Annotated in this window: 22 protein-coding genes; 11 read left to right on the forward strand and 11 right to left on the reverse strand. The window is 62.5% G+C overall.

Features of this window, described 5'->3' with window-relative positions:
* The first annotated feature begins 31 nt into the window (after positions 1-31).
* Together O0881_RS15265 and O0881_RS15270 are read left to right on the forward strand one after the other, a co-directional pair.
* Positions 32-1,054 carry an OmpA family protein gene (locus O0881_RS15265; RefSeq protein WP_289911999.1) on the forward strand — a complete coding sequence of 341 codons (1,023 nt, stop codon included), beginning with the start codon at positions 32-34 and terminating at the stop codon, positions 1,052-1,054.
* Between the two features lie 70 nt (positions 1,055-1,124).
* Positions 1,125-2,072 carry a YihY/virulence factor BrkB family protein gene (locus O0881_RS15270; protein ID WP_099664884.1) on the forward strand — a complete coding sequence of 316 codons (948 nt, stop codon included), beginning with the start codon at positions 1,125-1,127 and terminating at the stop codon, positions 2,070-2,072.
* 60 nt (positions 2,073-2,132) lie between these two features.
* Here O0881_RS15270 and O0881_RS15275 read toward each other — a convergent pair whose 3' ends face one another.
* From O0881_RS15275 to O0881_RS15285, 3 genes are all read right to left on the reverse strand, one after another.
* Complete coding sequence (locus O0881_RS15275) at positions 2,133-3,224, reverse strand: AI-2E family transporter (protein WP_251350953.1); 1,092 nt, start codon at positions 3,222-3,224, stop codon at positions 2,133-2,135.
* A gap of 177 nt (positions 3,225-3,401) precedes the next feature.
* Positions 3,402-3,713 (reverse strand): BON domain-containing protein, encoded by a 312-nt coding sequence (locus tag O0881_RS15280; protein WP_046682432.1) that lies wholly within the window; start codon positions 3,711-3,713, stop codon positions 3,402-3,404.
* Between the two features lie 82 nt (positions 3,714-3,795).
* The gene (locus O0881_RS15285; protein WP_071078642.1) at positions 3,796-4,350 is read right to left on the reverse strand and encodes a hypothetical protein; all 555 of its coding nucleotides are present in this window, start codon (positions 4,348-4,350) and stop codon (positions 3,796-3,798) included.
* Between the two features lie 265 nt (positions 4,351-4,615).
* On the opposite strand from O0881_RS15285, the gene O0881_RS15290 reads away from it, so the two are divergent.
* Genes O0881_RS15290 through O0881_RS15300 form a run of 3 tightly spaced genes read left to right on the forward strand, consistent with a single transcriptional unit; the run spans position 4,616 to position 5,627 of the window.
* Positions 4,616-5,068 carry a glycine zipper 2TM domain-containing protein gene (locus O0881_RS15290; protein ID WP_077401560.1) on the forward strand — a complete coding sequence of 151 codons (453 nt, stop codon included), beginning with the start codon at positions 4,616-4,618 and terminating at the stop codon, positions 5,066-5,068.
* 59 nt (positions 5,069-5,127) lie between these two features.
* Positions 5,128-5,280, forward strand: coding sequence for a DUF3309 family protein (locus tag O0881_RS15295; RefSeq protein ID WP_010396415.1), 153 nt, complete (start codon positions 5,128-5,130; stop codon positions 5,278-5,280).
* A gap of 44 nt (positions 5,281-5,324) precedes the next feature.
* A complete protein-coding gene (locus tag O0881_RS15300) occupies positions 5,325-5,627 on the forward strand; it encodes a hypothetical protein (RefSeq protein ID WP_289899245.1) in 303 nt (100 codons plus the stop codon).
* Between the two features lie 28 nt (positions 5,628-5,655).
* On the opposite strand, the gene O0881_RS15305 is transcribed toward O0881_RS15300, so the two are convergent.
* The 7 genes from O0881_RS15305 to O0881_RS15335 form a co-directional block, all read right to left on the reverse strand.
* The gene (locus tag O0881_RS15305) at positions 5,656-6,810 is read right to left on the reverse strand and encodes a patatin-like phospholipase family protein (RefSeq protein ID WP_289912001.1); all 1,155 of its coding nucleotides are present in this window, start codon (positions 6,808-6,810) and stop codon (positions 5,656-5,658) included.
* 134 nt (positions 6,811-6,944) lie between these two features.
* The gene (locus O0881_RS15310) at positions 6,945-7,283 is read right to left on the reverse strand and encodes a hypothetical protein (RefSeq protein WP_035826249.1); all 339 of its coding nucleotides are present in this window, start codon (positions 7,281-7,283) and stop codon (positions 6,945-6,947) included.
* A 21-nt stretch (positions 7,284-7,304) separates the two neighbouring features.
* A complete protein-coding gene (locus tag O0881_RS15315) occupies positions 7,305-7,691 on the reverse strand; it encodes a phage holin family protein (RefSeq protein WP_251350778.1) in 387 nt (128 codons plus the stop codon).
* 18 nt (positions 7,692-7,709) lie between these two features.
* Positions 7,710-8,012 carry a DUF883 family protein gene (locus O0881_RS15320; RefSeq protein ID WP_035826246.1) on the reverse strand — a complete coding sequence of 101 codons (303 nt, stop codon included), beginning with the start codon at positions 8,010-8,012 and terminating at the stop codon, positions 7,710-7,712.
* Between the two features lie 58 nt (positions 8,013-8,070).
* Positions 8,071-8,607 carry a ferritin-like domain-containing protein gene (locus tag O0881_RS15325; RefSeq protein WP_070224913.1) on the reverse strand — a complete coding sequence of 179 codons (537 nt, stop codon included), beginning with the start codon at positions 8,605-8,607 and terminating at the stop codon, positions 8,071-8,073.
* 192 nt (positions 8,608-8,799) lie between these two features.
* A complete protein-coding gene (locus O0881_RS15330) occupies positions 8,800-9,699 on the reverse strand; it encodes an OmpA family protein (protein ID WP_099664889.1) in 900 nt (299 codons plus the stop codon).
* A 25-nt stretch (positions 9,700-9,724) separates the two neighbouring features.
* The gene (locus O0881_RS15335; protein ID WP_099664890.1) at positions 9,725-10,129 is read right to left on the reverse strand and encodes a DUF4398 domain-containing protein; all 405 of its coding nucleotides are present in this window, start codon (positions 10,127-10,129) and stop codon (positions 9,725-9,727) included.
* Positions 10,130-10,382: 253 nt separating this feature from the next.
* On the opposite strand from O0881_RS15335, the gene O0881_RS15340 reads away from it, so the two are divergent.
* Positions 10,383-12,419 carry an AsmA family protein gene (locus O0881_RS15340; protein ID WP_289912002.1) on the forward strand — a complete coding sequence of 679 codons (2,037 nt, stop codon included), beginning with the start codon at positions 10,383-10,385 and terminating at the stop codon, positions 12,417-12,419.
* Between the two features lie 177 nt (positions 12,420-12,596).
* Positions 12,597-12,815 carry a glycine zipper 2TM domain-containing protein gene (locus O0881_RS15345; RefSeq protein ID WP_289912003.1) on the forward strand — a complete coding sequence of 73 codons (219 nt, stop codon included), beginning with the start codon at positions 12,597-12,599 and terminating at the stop codon, positions 12,813-12,815.
* 96 nt (positions 12,816-12,911) lie between these two features.
* On the opposite strand, the gene O0881_RS15350 is transcribed toward O0881_RS15345, so the two are convergent.
* The gene (locus O0881_RS15350) at positions 12,912-13,688 is read right to left on the reverse strand and encodes a Crp/Fnr family transcriptional regulator (RefSeq protein WP_099664892.1); all 777 of its coding nucleotides are present in this window, start codon (positions 13,686-13,688) and stop codon (positions 12,912-12,914) included.
* A 186-nt stretch (positions 13,689-13,874) separates the two neighbouring features.
* Between O0881_RS15350 and O0881_RS15355 the strand changes: the two genes are divergently transcribed.
* The 4 genes from O0881_RS15355 (at position 13,875) to O0881_RS15370 (ending at position 16,109) form a co-directional block, all read left to right on the forward strand.
* Positions 13,875-14,519 carry a glycine zipper 2TM domain-containing protein gene (locus O0881_RS15355; protein ID WP_289912004.1) on the forward strand — a complete coding sequence of 215 codons (645 nt, stop codon included), beginning with the start codon at positions 13,875-13,877 and terminating at the stop codon, positions 14,517-14,519.
* Between the two features lie 164 nt (positions 14,520-14,683).
* Positions 14,684-14,926 (forward strand): hypothetical protein, encoded by a 243-nt coding sequence (locus tag O0881_RS15360; protein ID WP_099664894.1) that lies wholly within the window; start codon positions 14,684-14,686, stop codon positions 14,924-14,926.
* A gap of 183 nt (positions 14,927-15,109) precedes the next feature.
* Positions 15,110-15,256, forward strand: a complete 147-nt coding sequence (locus tag O0881_RS15365) for a lmo0937 family membrane protein (protein ID WP_010396376.1) — start codon at positions 15,110-15,112, stop codon at positions 15,254-15,256.
* Between the two features lie 166 nt (positions 15,257-15,422).
* Positions 15,423-16,109, forward strand: coding sequence for an OmpA family protein (locus O0881_RS15370; RefSeq protein WP_233516313.1), 687 nt, complete (start codon positions 15,423-15,425; stop codon positions 16,107-16,109).
* The last annotated feature ends 169 nt before the right edge of the window (positions 16,110-16,278 follow it).

The raw sequence follows: 16,278 nt of genomic DNA on the forward strand, positions 1-16,278 counted from the left end.
GAAAATCTCTTATCAACGTTGGGAGTTACTTGTGAATAATCTAAAAAAAATCGCCGTCGCCGCCGCAGTACTGTGCTCCGCCCTCGGCGCACAGGCCCAGGAAATCAATCCCTCCTGGTACATTCAACCTAGCATCAACGCACTCAAGCCAGATTCCGACTTCGCCACGGATAAAACCGGCTATGGCGCGGGCTTGCGTTTCGGTAAACCCGTTTCGCCGGACTGGGATATCCAGCTGGGCACCACGTATGCCCGCTCCAAGGATGGCGGTCAGCGCTACCAGCAAAATACGCTGGGCGTAGACGGCCTGTACATGTTCTCGCGCAAAGCCTTCCGCCCCTTCCTGCTGGTCGGTGCCGGCATGCAGCGCGACAAGGACACCAGCTTCGCCTTCGGTGAACGCAGCAAGAGCTCGCCGTACGCCAGCGTGGGCCTGGGTTTCCAGTCCAGCATCACGGATCAGTTGTCCCTCCAAGCTGACGTACGCAATGTGCACGGCTTCCTGCGTGGCAACACCTTCGACCCGAGCAGCAAGTCCAACAACTACTACGTCACCGTGGGCCTGAACTACGCGTTCGACAAACCGCCTGCACCGCCGCCACCACCGCCACCGCCGCCAGTGCGTGAAGAAGTCGTCGTGGTCGTGCCACCACCGCCACCACCGCCGCCACGCTTTGAAAAAGTGACGATGGCGGCAACGGAACTGTTCGCGTTCGACAGCGCCAAGCTGGGTCCGACACAGACCAAGCTCGACGAAATCGCCCGCGTGCTGAACGCAGCGCCGGACGTCAACAACGTCGTCATCAGCGGTTATGCCGACCGCATCGGTTCGCCCAAGTACAACCTGAAACTGTCGCAGCAGCGCGCTGATGCAGTCAAGGAATACCTGGTCGCTCACGGTGTCGCCGCCAACCGCCTGACGGCCGAAGGCAAGGGCTCCACCAATCCTGTCGTCACCTGCGATAACAAGAAGCGTGCCGACCTGATCAAGTGCCTGGAACCAAACCGCCGCGTTGAAGTGGAACAGATCACCATCGAACGCCGCGTGCAGTAAGCTCAACAGTGGTACGCCACTCGTGAATAGAAAAAGGGGCTCGCGCCCCTTTTTTGCATTGAAAGCCATCATGAATATTTCCCCCCGCTATCCCAGACTGGCCGGCCTGGCGCCGTTCAGCAAGCAGATGCGCAGCGTCATCGTCTGTTCCGTCACCGAATGGCTGGAACACCGCGCCTCGAGCAAGGGCGCCGCCCTCGCCTATTACACCCTGTTTTCCATCGCCCCCATCCTCGTGCTGGTGATCGCCATCGCGGGCTTTTTCTATGGTCCAGCCGCCGCGCGCGGCGAGCTGATGGGGCAATTGCAGGGCTTGCTGGGCACGCAGGGCGCCGAAGCCATCCAGCTGGTGCTGGCCGGCGCGAAGAATCATGAGCAGGGCCGCATCGCCACCCTCATCGCCAGCGCCCTGCTGCTGTTTGGCGCCACCAGCGTGTTTGCCGAACTGAAAGCCAGCCTGGATGAAATCTGGCAAGTGCCGCCCTTGAAGGAAGCGGGCGCCTGGGACATGCTGCGCACGCGCTTGCTGTCCTTTGGCCTCGTGCTGGTGCTGGCCTTCCTGCTGATGGTGTCGCTGGTGGTCAATGCAGCCATGGCCATCCTCGCCAATTTCTGGGAAGGCGTGTGGAAAGACACGGCCGTGTTGTTTACCATCCTGTCGAACCTGATCGGCTTTGCCGTCATCGCCAGCCTGTTTGCCGTCATCTATAAAATGCTGCCGCGCGTGCGCCTGTCCTGGCGCGACGTGGTGATCGGCGCCGTGGGCACGGCCTTCATGTTTTCCCTGGGGAAATATGCAATTGGCGTGTATATCGGCAATAGCGGCGTGGCCAGCAGCTATGGCGCGGCCGGTTCGCTCGTGGCCCTGCTGTTGTGGGTATATTACTCGGCGCAAATCTTCTTCCTGGGCGCCGAATTCACGCGCCAGTTCGCCCTGCAGCTGGGCAGCATGAAGGATATGCCGAAGACGGACGATGGCGACGTGCAAGTCAAGATATTGAAACGCCACCAATCCTGAGCCGGCTGCGGCAAGTCAAAACGGCGCCCGCGGGCGCCGTTTTTCTTGAGTTACCGCAAACTATTCGCCCAGCAGCTCGGCCACCACTTCCATGCCCTGCACGCGCTCGGCCACGACTTTCACGATGACGATGATGGGCACGCCCAGCAGCAAGCCCCAGACGCCCCACAGCCAGCCCCAGAACAGCAGGCTGATGAACACGGCCGTGGGATTCATGCGGGCGATGCGCCCCGTCATCCAGGTGGTGACAAAGGTGCCCACCAGGGTGGCAATCGCCATCGACGTGCCCGTCACCAGCAAGACCATTTCCAGCGATTCGAACTGCAAAAAGGCCACCAGGCCCGTGGCGATGGTGATGAGCAAGGGGCCGAAATACGGCATGATGTGCAGCAAGCCGGCCACGATGGCCCAGGCGCCCGCGTTTTCCAGGCCGATCACGCGCAGGGCGATCCACATCAGGACGGCCAGCAAGCCATTTGTGACGAGCAGCATGAACATATAGTTCTGGATGGAGGTATTGATGTCTTCCAGGATGTGCACGGTGACTTTCTTGCGGCTCAGCGACGGCCCCGTCAGCTTGACGAGCTTGCGCTTGAAGGTATCGCCCGACAGCAGCAGGAAAAACACGAGGAAGATGACCATGGTGGCCTGGCTGAGGAAGCCCACCAGGCCCAGCGAGCCGGCCCAGACCCAGTCCATGATCTTGAAGTTGGGCGCCTCGGCCGCGGCGGCGCGGCGGTTGTTGCGGCGCGCCTCGGCACCGGCGGCCACTTGCTCGATTTCATTGGCGACGGCCTGCATCTTCTGGAAGGTGCTGTTCTTGCCGCCCGTATTGGCGGCGATCAGGCGCGACAGTTTATGCGTGGCGGCCGGCAATTCTTCCACGATGGATTCGAATTCGCCCTGCACGCGCTCGACGACGACGATGGAGCCGAACAGGATCAGGGCCGTCACGGCGGTGGCGGCGATGGCGCGCGGCAGGCGCAGCTTTTCCAGCCAGGCGACGACGGGATTGAGGGTATAGGCAATGAAAATGCCGAAGATGACGGGAATGAGGAATTTCTGTGCCCACTGCAGCGCATAAATGAAGCTGACGGTGGCGATGATGCCCAGCGCCATGCCACGCGCATTGACATGCAGCGGCAAACGCAGGGATGCGTCCGGATTCTCCACGGGCGCGCCGGGAGGTGGCCCGGCAGGCTCGGTGGAGGCGGCCGCCACCGGCTCGGGCGGGGTATCTGTAGGCTGGATATGCATGCGATTCCCGCGACGGTCGGTGGTGGGCCGCAGGGCCAGCCGTGGGGCGGGCCGCTGCGGCAGGTCAGGCCATTACTTGACGCGGATGTCGTTTTTCACCGACTTCACGCCCTTGACGCCACGGGCGACTTCGCCTGCTTTGGCGGCATCCGACGGCTGGGCCACGAAGCCGCTCAGCTGAACCACGCCCTTGAAGGTTTCAACGTTGATTTCCGTCGATTTCAGGGTAGGCTCGTTGAAGATGCTGGCTTTCACCTTGGTGGTGATGGCCGCGTCGTCGATGTACTCGCCCGTGCCTTCCTTGGTTGGGGTCGAAGCGCAGCCTGCAACGGCGAACAGGGAAGCGACGAAAAGGCCAGTAGCGATAGATTTAGTGAATTTCATGGTGGTTTCCTTAGGAGTGGTCAATCAATGTGCTCACAATGAGCTTCTTATACCAGTCTGGTGACTGCGCGCCGGAGGGAGCTCAGTAACCGAACTGGGTTTTTGCAGCCTTGATACAGTCATCCTTGGCTGCGCCGGCTAATGCATCGCATTTTTCTGTCGCGACCTTGTACTCGGCTTTTCTTTTTGCTTCGCGCGCATCGCTGCGCGCTTCGATCACTTTCTTGTCCGCCTTGGCGTCGGCCAGGGCCGCCACCTTGGTGGACTTGGCCAGCTTGACGCAGACATCCTTGTCGTTGCCCGTCAGCGCATTGCAGCGCGCCAGGTCGACGTCGTAGTTGGCATCGGCAATCTTGATGCGCGCCTTGGTGTAGGCACGCAGGGTATTCGTGTATTGCGCCTGGGCCACGGCTTCATCATAAGCACGCACGGCCTTCGCTTCGGCGATGCAGACATCCTTCGGGTTGCCCGTGATTTTTTCGCATTCGGCATGCGCCAGCTTGTAATTGAGGCCCGCCTGCTCGTTGGCCGCCTTGTACGCCGCTTTCGCTTCCGGCGTGGCAGCCACTGCCTGGCCGCCCCAGGCGGCGCACGCCAGGCTGACGACGATGGCGGTGAAAAGCTTATTCTTGTTCATGTATTTCTCCCTGGTGGTAGCAAGCATGTCTGCTTGGCATGACTACCGTTTTACGTGGATCGCCGCCTCTCTTCTGTACGCTGCCGTACACAAGTAATTTATTTTGAAAGCGGGAGGCAGACAGGGAGAAATAACAACGTTTCGCGGGATCGCCGTGGTAAAAAATACCATTTCGACACGAAATAAGTACGTGCGGCAGCGTACAGACCGGGGACGGGGGCATGACTAAGATGGCACTACACCCTCACCTCGTCAGGAGAATAAAATGAAAACCAACGCCACCATGGCTGCACTGATGCTCGCCGCCACCGCCGTACTGAGCGGTTGCGCCACCGGCCCCTCTTACCAGTCACAACAACCATACTATCCAGCCAACCAGCCTGAGTCCGCCATGTACGGCACCGTCGATTCCATCCAGCTTGTGCAGGGCGGCGGGCAAACCAGCGGCGCCGGCGCCGTCGTGGGCGGCATCGCGGGCGCCCTGCTGGGCAACACCATCGGCTCGGGCGGCGGACGCACGGCCGCCACCGTGGCGGGCGCCGTCGCCGGCGGCGTCGTGGGCAATCAGGTGGAAGGCCGCAGGCAGCAAGCGCAGGGCTACCAGATCAGCGTGCGCCTCGATAACGGCGAATACCGCACCGTGGTGCAGGACAACGCGAATGACTTGCGCCCCGGCAATCGCGTGCGCATCGTTGACGGCCGCGTCTACCGCTATTAATCCCCTGGCCAGGCTTGCCCGCAAGCCTGCGCCGGACCATGCACCAACTAGGAGATACCATGGGCACCATCATTCTGATCATCTTGATCCTGGCCCTGGTCGGCGTCCTGCCTACCTGGCCGCACAGCCGCAACTGGGGTTACGGCCCCAGCGGCATCGCCGGCCTCGTCGTAGTGATACTGATCCTGCTATTACTGACGGGCAGGTTGTAAAAAAAGGCGCTACGGCGCCTTTTTTATTTCAAGGAGGAAATATCATGACTATCCACAACACACTCTTGGCCACCCTGTTCGCCTGCAGCCTGGCGCCGCTGGCACTGGCCCAGACGGCCGCGCCGCAGCCGGGCGACCCGCAACGCTGGTATCAGGAAGACAGCACGGCGCAAGCCCAGCTGCGCACCCTGCGCAAGGAAATCGCCGCCGCCCTGGCCGAAGCCAAGAAAGCCTGCCGTTCGGAACCTTCCGCGGCGCGCGCCACCTGCCTGAAGGAGGCGCAAGACACTTACCGGCAAGACATGGCGAACGCGGAAAAACTGCGCGAAGCAGCCCATCCGCAGTAGTGAAGCGTACTCTTGCGACTCGGCCTAATCAGGCGGCGTCGCGCTCGTAAGGGGGCAGTTCGTGCACCACGAGCGGCGTGTCTTCCGTGACATAGGCGAGCCAGCCGGCCGCCTTGATCGCGCGCAAGCCATCCTGGTAACCCTGCTCCCAGCGCCACTCGATGGAGCCCTTGGAAAAATTGATGTCCTTGGCCGCCATGTGCCAGTCGCGTCCTGCGTACGGCAGGCGCACGATGTGCATGGTGCTGTCGCAGCCGAGCGCGACCAGCTCTTCCGTCTGCTGGCGGTTGTGCTTGGTATCGGGCAGCCCGGCGTACAGTTCGCGCAATTTGCGCTGCAAGGTATGCGTATTGACATAATCGGCGATATGACGCTTCGAGCGCGACGCGAAGGTGACGTCCTTTTGCCGCGTCTGCACTTCGTCGAGGGTGGTCGGTTCCGGCCCTTCCGAGCTCCACAGGTCCACCATGAAGACGAGGGTGTCCACGTGGGGCGTGTCGTCGAGCACGGTTTCCAGCGGCGTGTTCGAGTACAGGCCGCCATCCCAATATAAGTCGCCATCGACGCGCACGCCGGCAAAGCCGGGCGGCAAGGCGCCGCTAGCGCGGATATGGTCCGCCGTCAGGGGTTGCTGCTGGCTGTCGAAACTGGTGAGGCTGCCGCATTTGACGCGCAGGGCGTTGACCGTCAGGCGCATGCCGCCAGGCTGGTTCAGGTAATCGAAATCGACCAGGTCTTCGAGGGTGCCGGCCAGTTCGCTGGTGTCATAGAAGCTGGCCTCTTCCGGCTTGACGGCGATTCCTGCCGGAAACATGCTGAAGGAACGCGGCTTGAAGAAGCCGGGCACGCCCCGCAACACCGTATCGAGCGTGGCCAGCCAGATGTTCGAGCGGCGTTGCTGGTCCGATACCAGGTTCATGTCGATGCTGTCACGGTGCGCCACGCGCTGCCAGAACTGTTTCAAGCGCACGAGCCGGTCTTCGTGCTTGTTGCCGGCAAGAATGGCGGCATTGATGGCGCCGATCGAGGTGCCCACCACCCAGTCGGGCGCCAGGCCATGTTCGTGCAGCGCGTGGTAGACGCCAGCCTGGTAGGCGCCCAGTGCGCCGCCGCCTTGCAGCACCAGCACGATGCGCAGGCGCAAGGGATTTAACTGATTGATCGGTGTCTTTGAATTCGTCATCGAGATGGCCCTCTGTCCGCCGCGCGGGTGCGGCGTGAATCATTGTAAGGGATTGCGCCTGCACGTGCCGGACGTTGGGTACGGGCAAAAAAAACGCCGTCGATGACGGCGTTCCTGTGCAACACGGCTGGCGTTCAGCGCTTGCGGCGCAGCCAGCTGGCGGCAACGGCGGCAACGGCCACGAGGACCAGGGCCGGCTTCACCAGCTTCTTGCGTCCGATAAATGACAGCGCCGTCAGCACGTAAGGCATGGCGCCTTGCAAACGCATGCCGCCCGGCGCCAGCAGGGATTCGACGCGGTGGCCGGCAAAGCCGACGGCCGTTTCGACCACGCCCTGCAGCATCGATTCGGGACGCAATGCGTAGCCCACGTTGGCGCGCGCATGCACGATGCCCACGCGGTACATTTCACCCTGGGCGATCAGCAGGCGCTTGCGGGCGGCTTGCGCCGCCAGTTTGTCGTTTTCCGACATGAATTCTCCTCGTAAGGCCGCTTACATCAGCATGTCGCGGTCGGCCTTCAATTCCGCCATGGTGGCCGGCATGGACAGCTTTCCTTGACGCAACATGGCGCGCGCATACATGACCAGGGCGATCGCCAGCAGTACGAACACGACCGTCATGATCGCCAGGATCTTCCAGCCCAGGCTATCCCAGGCCAGGAAGACGACCAGCACGCTGCCGTAAGCGATGGCAAACAAGCCCGCCACGGTCGCCAACGCGAAAATGACAATCAGCTGCAACATGTGATTGCGCACTTCCGACAGTTCGATGGTGGCCAGCTCCAGCCGCGACAACATCAGTCCGACGGCGTTTTTGGCCAGGCCGGCGACCGAGCCGATCAATCCCGGCCCCTGGTGAGACGAAGCAGACTTGTCCATATCGCTCCTGACAGTGGATTACTTGCGGCCCAGGATGAAGCCAACCAGCACGCCGACGCCAGCGGCGACGGCCACGGTGCGCCATGGGTTTTCCTTGACATAACCGTCTGCCTGGGCAGCCATCTGCTTGGTGGCGACGATGGCCGACGCTTGCGCTTCATGTGCCTTGGCCAGCGCGGCATCCAGGGTTTTCATGCCCTTGACGCGCACTTCGTCGGCTTTTTCGCCGGTCAGGGCGGCAGCGGCGCTGAACAGGGCCTGAGCGTCCTTGACCAGGGTTTTGACATCGTTATTGACGGTGGTGATATTGTTTTCCAACATGGTTTAGCTCCTTAGCTGTGGATGAATGTAGTTACTATACCTACTTTACTCAAAAACACTATTCCATTAGATCGCGCATATCATCGGCGTGCTCTTCCTCGACAGCCATGATTTTGATCAACAAATGGCGTGTGGTCGGGTCTTTGTCGCCGATTTTCACGATCATCTGGCGATACGACTCGATTGCCACCCGTTCCGCGATCAGGTTGGCACGCACCATGCTTTGCACGTCTTCGGAGTCATCATACTCGGCATGGCTACGCGCAAGCAATGTTGCAGGATTAAAATCTGGCTTGCCATTCAATTGCACGATGCGCTCGGCCAGCCAGTCGGCGTGTTCCTGCTCCTGCTGCGCATGTTCCAGGAACTCGGCCTTGATGGTGCCGTTGTCGCGTCCGCTCACGGTGTAGTAATGGCGTTTATAGCGCGCAATACACACCAGTTCGGTGGCCAGCGCCCCATTCAACAGGGTGATCAACTCCTGGCGGTCGCCCTGATAGCCGGCCGTGACGGCGCCGTCGTCCAGGTTTTTCGCGGCGGCGCGGATGGCGGCCGTATCGATGCCAGCTGGAATCTCAACAGATGTTTGGGTCATGATGTTTCCTTTCAAGTCTTGCATGGGTATCCACCGGCCAGGTAGCGGCCGGTGCTGCCTACTAACAAATCAAACACCTGGCAAAACCGTAGCGAGCGGCAGTGAATTGTGGCCGAGAAGCGGAGCTGTGCTATAGCACAGTGAGCATCGGAGGCCGCAAGTCGCGACGCGCAGCAGGTTTGGCCTGGTGTTTTAGCGGCGGGCGGGAATGGCCGTGTTGTCCTCAGACAGGACAATTTCCACCCGGCGATTCAGCTGGCGGTTCGCCGCCGTATCGTTGCCGGCGGCCGGGTAAGCGGCGCCGTAGCCTTTCGTGGCGATGCGGTCGCGGCTGATGCCTTGCTCCAGCAGCGCATTGCGCACGGACTCGGCGCGGCGTTGCGACAATTCCAGGTTGTGCGCGGAACCGCCCGTGCTATCCGTGAAGCCTTCGATCAGCACGGTGCGTTGCGGGTTGTTTTTCAGCACGTCGGCCAGCTTGCGCGCCGTATTCGCGCCATCGGCCGTCAGGTTCGCCTTGTCCGTGCCAAACAGCACGTCGCCCAGGGTGATGACCATGCCCCGTTCCGTTTTCTTGGCGGCCAGGTCGGCCAGCTGCGCTTCCAGACCGGCGGCGCGCGCTTGCGCATCGCGGGCCGACGCTTCAGCCGCTTGTGCCTGGGCCTTGGCCGCTTCCGCATCCGCTTGCGCCGACTGGGCGCGGGCCGTGGCCTGGTCAGCCTGCTGCGTGCGCGCATCGAGGCGCAACTGGTCGCGCTGCTTGCCGGCGTTGGCGATATCGGCTTCCGCTGCCTTTTGCTTGGCAACTTCTTGCGCCGTGGCTATCTTTTGCTTGGCCAGGTAGGCCAGCTTGTCGACTTTTTCGCTATCTTCCTGGCGCGTGGCGGCCGCATTTGCCGCTTCCAGGGCCGCGCTCGCTTCGCGGAATTCGCGTGGCGCATAGGTCGACACGATCGGATTCGATTGCGCCGCCATGTAGTCGCCGCGCGTCTGGTCGAGCAGGCTGGTGGTGGTCGGTGCGGAGCTGCAGGCGGCGACCAGGGCGGCCATGGCCAGCAGGCCGGGAATGGTGGTGTAGGTAGCTTTTTTCATGATGGGGTCCTGTTATTGTTGTTGCTTATTGTTTTGGGGCTTGCTGATTGGCACGGTCGAGCTCTTCGCGCATGACGCGGATGTTCTCGTTGATTTCATCGGCGGCCGATGTCGCCTTGGCCGAGTTGGCCTTGCTTTGCGCCAGCTTGGCGTCCGCTTGCGCCTGGTCGGCCAGGTCGCGCGCCGTCTTGTAGTCGCGGTCTTTCAAGGCCTGGTTAGCCATGCGCATTTTTTCGCGGGCCGAACGCATTTCATCGGGAGCCAGGTCGGCGGCGCCGGCGCTGGCGGCGTTATCGACGGCGGCGCGCGACACGGCGACATCGGCCGTGGCTGGCGTTTTCAGGCTGGAACAGCCCGTCATCAGGACAACGGCGCTGATGCAGGCAGCCAGGGCGGTCAAGGGGGTTTTGATGGAATCTCGGTTTGTCATTTTTCTTCTCCTGGAGAGTGAGGTAACGATATAAGTCATACATGGAACGAATCAGGAACTGCGTTTGATGTATGACGTTATAGGCCCCGCATCCCCGCATATCCGTTCGGTGCCGCACATAGGGTAGGAAATCGACAATACTTGCATGGGCAACGTGCGCCAGCGCACGTGTCCGCCAGCAAAACCTGAAACAGGCCCGGCTTTGGAGCGATTCCTGTAGCATCGTGACTACTTGTCCAGAAAGAATCAGCTCATGCCGCTCTCCCGCCGTCAAAAAATCGCCCTCGCCAGTACCGCCGTGCTGATCGCCCTGCCCGTCACGGCCGCCGTCGTCCTGCTGAATATGGACTGGAACCGCGCCAAGCCCTGGCTCAATGCGCGCGCCAGCGATGCGCTGGGGCGGCCGTTTGCCATCGAGGGCGACCTGGCGCTGACGTGGCAGCAGCCAACCACCGCGGGGCAAAAAACCTGGCGCGACTATCTGCCCTGGCCGCACCTGCAGGCAAAGGACGTGCGCCTGGGCAACCCGAACGCCATGGCGGACACGGGGGAGAAGGGGCAACTGGTCACCGTGAGCCAGCTGGCGTTCTCGCTCAATCCGCTGGCCCTGCTGGACAAGAAAATCATCATCCCGCAATTGCGCTTCGACACGCCGCAGGTGCGCTTGCTGCGCAGCAAGGATGGCAAGAACAACTGGACCTTCGACAAGCAGGACCAGCCGTCGCCGTGGCAGCTGGAATTGCAAAGCGTGGTCTTCAGCAAGGGTACCGTGACCTTGGACGATGGCGTCAGCAAGACGGCGATGCGCGCCGATGTCGACACCATCGCGGACGATGCGCGCTACGGCATCGCGTGGACGCTGTCCGGCACCTACCGCGGCGAAACCGTCAAGGGCGGCGGCAAGGCGGGCGGCGTGCTGTCGCTGCAGCGGCAAGGCACGCCCTTCCCCATCCAGGCCGACATGCGCGCCAGCGGCAGCAGCGTGGCCATCGAAGGCACCCTGACCCGCCCGACAGACTTGGCCGCGCTCGACGTGCGCCTGAAGCTATCCGGGCCCAGCATGGCGCGCCTGTATCCGTTGACGGGCGTGTTGCTGCCGGAAACGCCGCACTTCAGCACGGAAGGCCATTTGACGGGCACCCTGGCGCCGCGCGGCGGCGAATGGGTGTACGACCAGTTCAGCGGCAAGGTGGGCTCCAGCGACATCAACGGCAAGCTGGCCTTTTCCGCCAGCACGCCGCGCAAGCGGCTGACGGGCGAAGTCCACTCGCGCCTGCTGCAATTTTCCGACCTGGGTCCGCTGGTGGGCGCCGATTCCAGCGCCAGCAAGAAGGAACGGGGCGTGCCATCGACGCAGCCGGCCGGCCGGGTCTTGCCGGTGGAAACCTTCAAGACGGAGCGCTGGACCAGCCTGGACGCCGACGTGCGCTACACGGCGGATAAAATCACGCGCGATGCCGAGTTGCCGATCAGCAAGCTCGACACGCATGTCGTGCTGACGGATGGCGTGCTGTCCTTGACGCCGCTCAACTTCAACGTGGCGGGCGGCACCCTGACGTCGCAGATCAAGCTCGACGGCAGCGGCAAGGTCATCGCCAACGGCATCGCGGCCGAACTCAAGGCCAGTGCCCGCCATCTGCACATCCAGCAACTGTTCCCCCGCCTGCCGGCCCTGCAAGCGAGCGTGGGCGAAATCAATGGCGATGCGTCGCTGTCGGCCACGGGCAATTCCGTCGCCACCCTGCTGGGCAGCTCGAACGGCGAAGTGCGCGCGCTGATCAACCGGGGCAGCATCAGCAAGCTGTTACTGGAAGAAATGGGCTTGAATATCGGCAGTATCGTGCTGGCCAAGCTGGCAGGCGACAAGCAGGTCAAGCTGAACTGCATGGCGGCCGACTTCGCCGTCACCAAGGGGCTGATGCGCACGCGCCAGTTCATCGTCGACACGGATGACGCCATCCTGCATATCGATGGCACGGTGAACCTGGCCGATGAACGGCTGGACCTCACCCTGCGGCCGGACAGCAAGGGCTTGCGCATCTTTTCGCTGCGCTCGCCCCTGTATGTGCATGGCACTTTCAGCAAACCCGACGTGAGCGTCGACAAGGGCGTGCTGGCCCTGCGCGCCGGCGGCGCACTGGCGCTGGCCGTGGTGGCGCCCGTGGCGGCGCTGCTGCCGCTGGTCAACACCGGCCCCGTCGAGGATAGCGAATGCGCGGCCTTGCTGGCCCAGGCGCGCGTGAAACCGGTGGCGCCCAAGCCGGGCAAGCCCGTGCGCAAGGCACGTTAAGCGCGGCGTGTGTGCTTTTACAATTGTTACACCCCTATGTGCGTTGCCGAACAGACCCTGCCTTGCCGCAAATCTATTCTGTGATCGTGCCTGAAACACCCAAGACGTGGCGATACGAAATCCCACCGGCCCATACCATGCCGGCGCCACGAGGTCCGAATTCATAGGAGAACTATCATGCAAATCATTAAAAAAATCGCCACCACCACTTCCGTTGCCGCCCTGCTGCTGAGCCTGACGGCTTGCGCCAACATGTCCGGCCAGGATAAGAACACGGCCATCGGCGCCGGCATCGGCGCCGTTGCCGGCGCCGTGCTGACGGGCGGCAGCGCTGTCGGCGCAGTCGGCGGCGCCGCCGTCGGCGGCGTGATCGGCAACCAGGTCAAGCCGAAGTAATCGTTGATCAAAAAAGCGGGGTGGGTGCCCAGGCGCCCGCCCCGCTTTTTTGCGTCCGGCTTCCGTTGATGAAATTGAAAAGTTACTCCGAGGAAATCAGACGAAGACGTTGGCCATGCCGATGGCGCCGCTATCCTTGACCAGCTCGTAGCAGCGGCAGGAAACGGCTTCCAGGCCCGCCGAATCGAGGATCTCGATATTGCCGCGGCTGTAGGTGATGAGTTTTTGCTGTTGCAGCGCGCTGGCCGCCTTGGTCACGCCGACCCGCCGCACGCCCAGGGTGTGGGCAAGAAATTCATGCGTGAGGTGAAATTTTTCCGACTGCAGGCGGTCGCGCGTGATCAGCAGCGAACGGGCCAGGCGCGCCTCGAGCACGTGGAAGCGGCTGCATACGGCAATCTGGATGGCTTGCGCCAGCAAGGTGTCCGTGTAGCGGTACAGCAAACGCTGCAGGGATTCGAGCTGGGCGAACTCGGCGCAGAACTCCGCGCGCGCGATGCGGCTGGCCGTACCGGAACGTTGCACCACGGCACGCACTTGCGCCAGGTCATGACCGAGTGCGACGGACGCGCCCAGCACGCCTTCGCGGCCGACGGAGCCCACTTCCAGGGTCATCCGCCCTTCCGCCACGGCCAGCAGCGAGATCAGGCAATCGCCGGGGAAATAGATGTGACCGATAGGCTGGCCCGGTTCGTACAACACCTCGCCCACCTCGACCGTGACGGTATCGAACAGCGCCGTCAGGTGCCGCAAGTCGTGCTCGGGCAGGCTGGCCAGCAAGCGGTTGCCGGCGTCTGGCGCACCCACGGGCGAACCCAGGCCGGATCGGCCTGCATCGCGGGGCAGGGTCATGCTGGCAGTCGTTGGTGGCATTGCTTTTCCTCGGTGTCGTTACAACTCGACATAATTTTTACCTAGCCTACGGTGCAGTACCGGCCCTGTATGTACGGTGACGCACGGAAGCGGAGCAAGCGGCACAGCACACTGGCAACAGACGCACATAACACGCAAAACACGCACTACCCTTTTTACTATTTTAAAAAAACCAAGGAGCCTTCCATGACTACCACCACCAAATCCCTCCATCCGCTGGTGCTTGCCGCCGCCGTCGCCGTCCTGCTGTTTTGCGGCGTGGGCACGGCTGCCCTGATGGGCTGGCTGCCTTCTTCCCAGGGCGACACCCAGCCGCTGGCGGCCAGTACCTCGGCCGAGCAGATGGCCAATCTGCAGGCGAACCAGCCGCCAGCGAACCTGCAGCCTGCCGGCGCCTTGCCGCTGGCCGCCCTGCCACCGCAGCAGCAGCAACCACAGCCGCAACCCGTGCGCCAGCCGCAGCCGCAATACGCGGCCGCCCCGGCGCCGCAAGTGTGCGCCAATTGCGGTGTGATCGAAGCCATCCATGAAGTCAATACGCGCGCCGAAGGCAGCGGCGTGGGTGCGGCCGGCGGCGCCGTCGTCGGCGGCTTGCTGGGCAACCAGGTGGGCGGCGGCCACGGCAGGCAATTGGCCACCGTGCTGGGCGCCGTCGGCGGCGCCGTGGCCGGCAACCAGATCGAAGGCAGCGTGCGCGCCACGCGCAGCTACAACATCGTCGTGCGCCTCGATAACGGCAAGACACGCACCGTGCACCAGAGCGCCGCGCCGAACTGGCGCCAGGGCGACCGCGTGCGCGTCGTCAACGGCGGCTTGCGCGCCATGGGCTAAGCGAACCGCGGCGGCGCCGCTGCCGCGATTAGTTGTAAATTAAACACACGCCCGGCTTGTCCGGGCGTTTTCTTTTTGGCAATGTTCGCTGGCGTACAGATGAGCTTGCAGTCCCGCGAGATGATGCATTCAGGAAAGTTCAACGGAATGTCAAAGGAGACGCCATGGAAGACGACAAGACAGGCAGCAACAGGATCTGGCTGGGCTTTATTGGCGGCGGCTTGCTGGCCACCGCACTGGGCTTCTGCGCGCTGGACCTGGCGCCGCCGGCGGGCAGCCCCGTATTCGGCGTCATGCTGCTGCTCACGGGCGGCATGGTCAGCTGCCTGGCGGGCGCAGTCGGCATGGCCGGCATGCTGGCGTGGGTGCCGGGCATGGCCGATGAACACGCGGACCGCCCCCGATAGTTGAGCCTTGTGTACGACAGCGTACAGAACGCAAGGGAAACAAAGTAGACACTTAGTCATGGCATCAGCGTTCAGCGACCCGGTCGCCGCGCAATGACAAGAACCGATGACGGCGCCACGCGCCAGCGCCTGCAAGGCCACGGCAGTCGCCGTCATCCACACATTACTCTCGGAGGACACATCATGCTGTATACAATCGCCGTCGTACTCATCATTCTTTGGCTGCTGGGCCTGGTAACTTCCTATACCATTGGCGGCTTCATCCACATCCTGCTGGTGGTCGCCGTAATCATGGTGCTGCTGCGCCTGATCAGCGGGCGCGGCTTATAGCCCAGGCCCTTAGCCGGGTCTGACAAGAGCGGCGCGCGTGCAAACGGGCGCCGCCTTTTGCCGTATTTTTCGCACGGTGTGCGCGCACTGGCAAGCGGCGTCGTTTTGCAGTAACGTGTACAGGTAGTCCTGGGTATGTCCCCATAACAAAACAAGGAGAAAATCCATGAAAGAAACATTCAAAAAAGGCCCTGGCGCCAAATCCCTGATCGGCATGCTGGTGATCGCATTGGCCGCCACCGGCTGCGCGGACATGTCCTCGACGCAACGTGGCACGGCCACGGGCGCCGGCATCGGCGCGGGCCTGGGCGCCTTGATCGGCGGCACCACCGGTGGCGGCAGCAGCGGCCGCACGGCCGGCGGCGCCCTGCTGGGTGCGGCAGCTGGCGCCGTGGTCGGCAATATCTGGTCGAACCGCATGGAAAACCAGAAGCGCGCGATGGAACAGGCGACACAGGGTACTGGTGTGCAAGTGTCGCAGACGGCCGATAACCGCCTGAAAATGGAAATTCCAAGCGACATTTCCTTCGACACCAACCGCGCCGACATCAAGGGCAACTTCCGCCCGATTCTCGACCGCTTTGCCGCCACCCTGAATGAAAACCCGAACACGACGGTCAGCATCATCGGCCATACGGACAGCACGGGCAGCGATTCCATCAATGAACCGCTGTCGGTGGAACGCGCGGCCCACACGCGCGACTACCTGTCCATGCGCGGCGTCTCGCCGACCCGCGTCGTCACGGAAGGCCGCGGCGCCCGCGAGCCGATCGCCTCGAATGCGGATGCCTCGGGACGCGCACGCAATCGCCGCGTGGAAATCTACGTAGCAGAGCTAGCCCCGCGGGGGTAACACCGAACCAAACCTACTGCGCGTCGGTATAGGCGGCTTGCGATGCTCACCGTACTAAAGTACGGTTGCGCTTCTCGGCCACCTCTCCCTTCCGCTCGCTACGGTTTTGTTCCGTGTCGGGATGTTGACATCAATATCAAGATCGTAAAAAAACCCGCTGGCAAGGTCA

It is taken from the genome of Janthinobacterium sp. SUN100 (genome assembly GCF_030397705.1).
GTDB lineage: Bacteria > Pseudomonadota > Gammaproteobacteria > Burkholderiales > Burkholderiaceae_D > Janthinobacterium > Janthinobacterium kumbetense.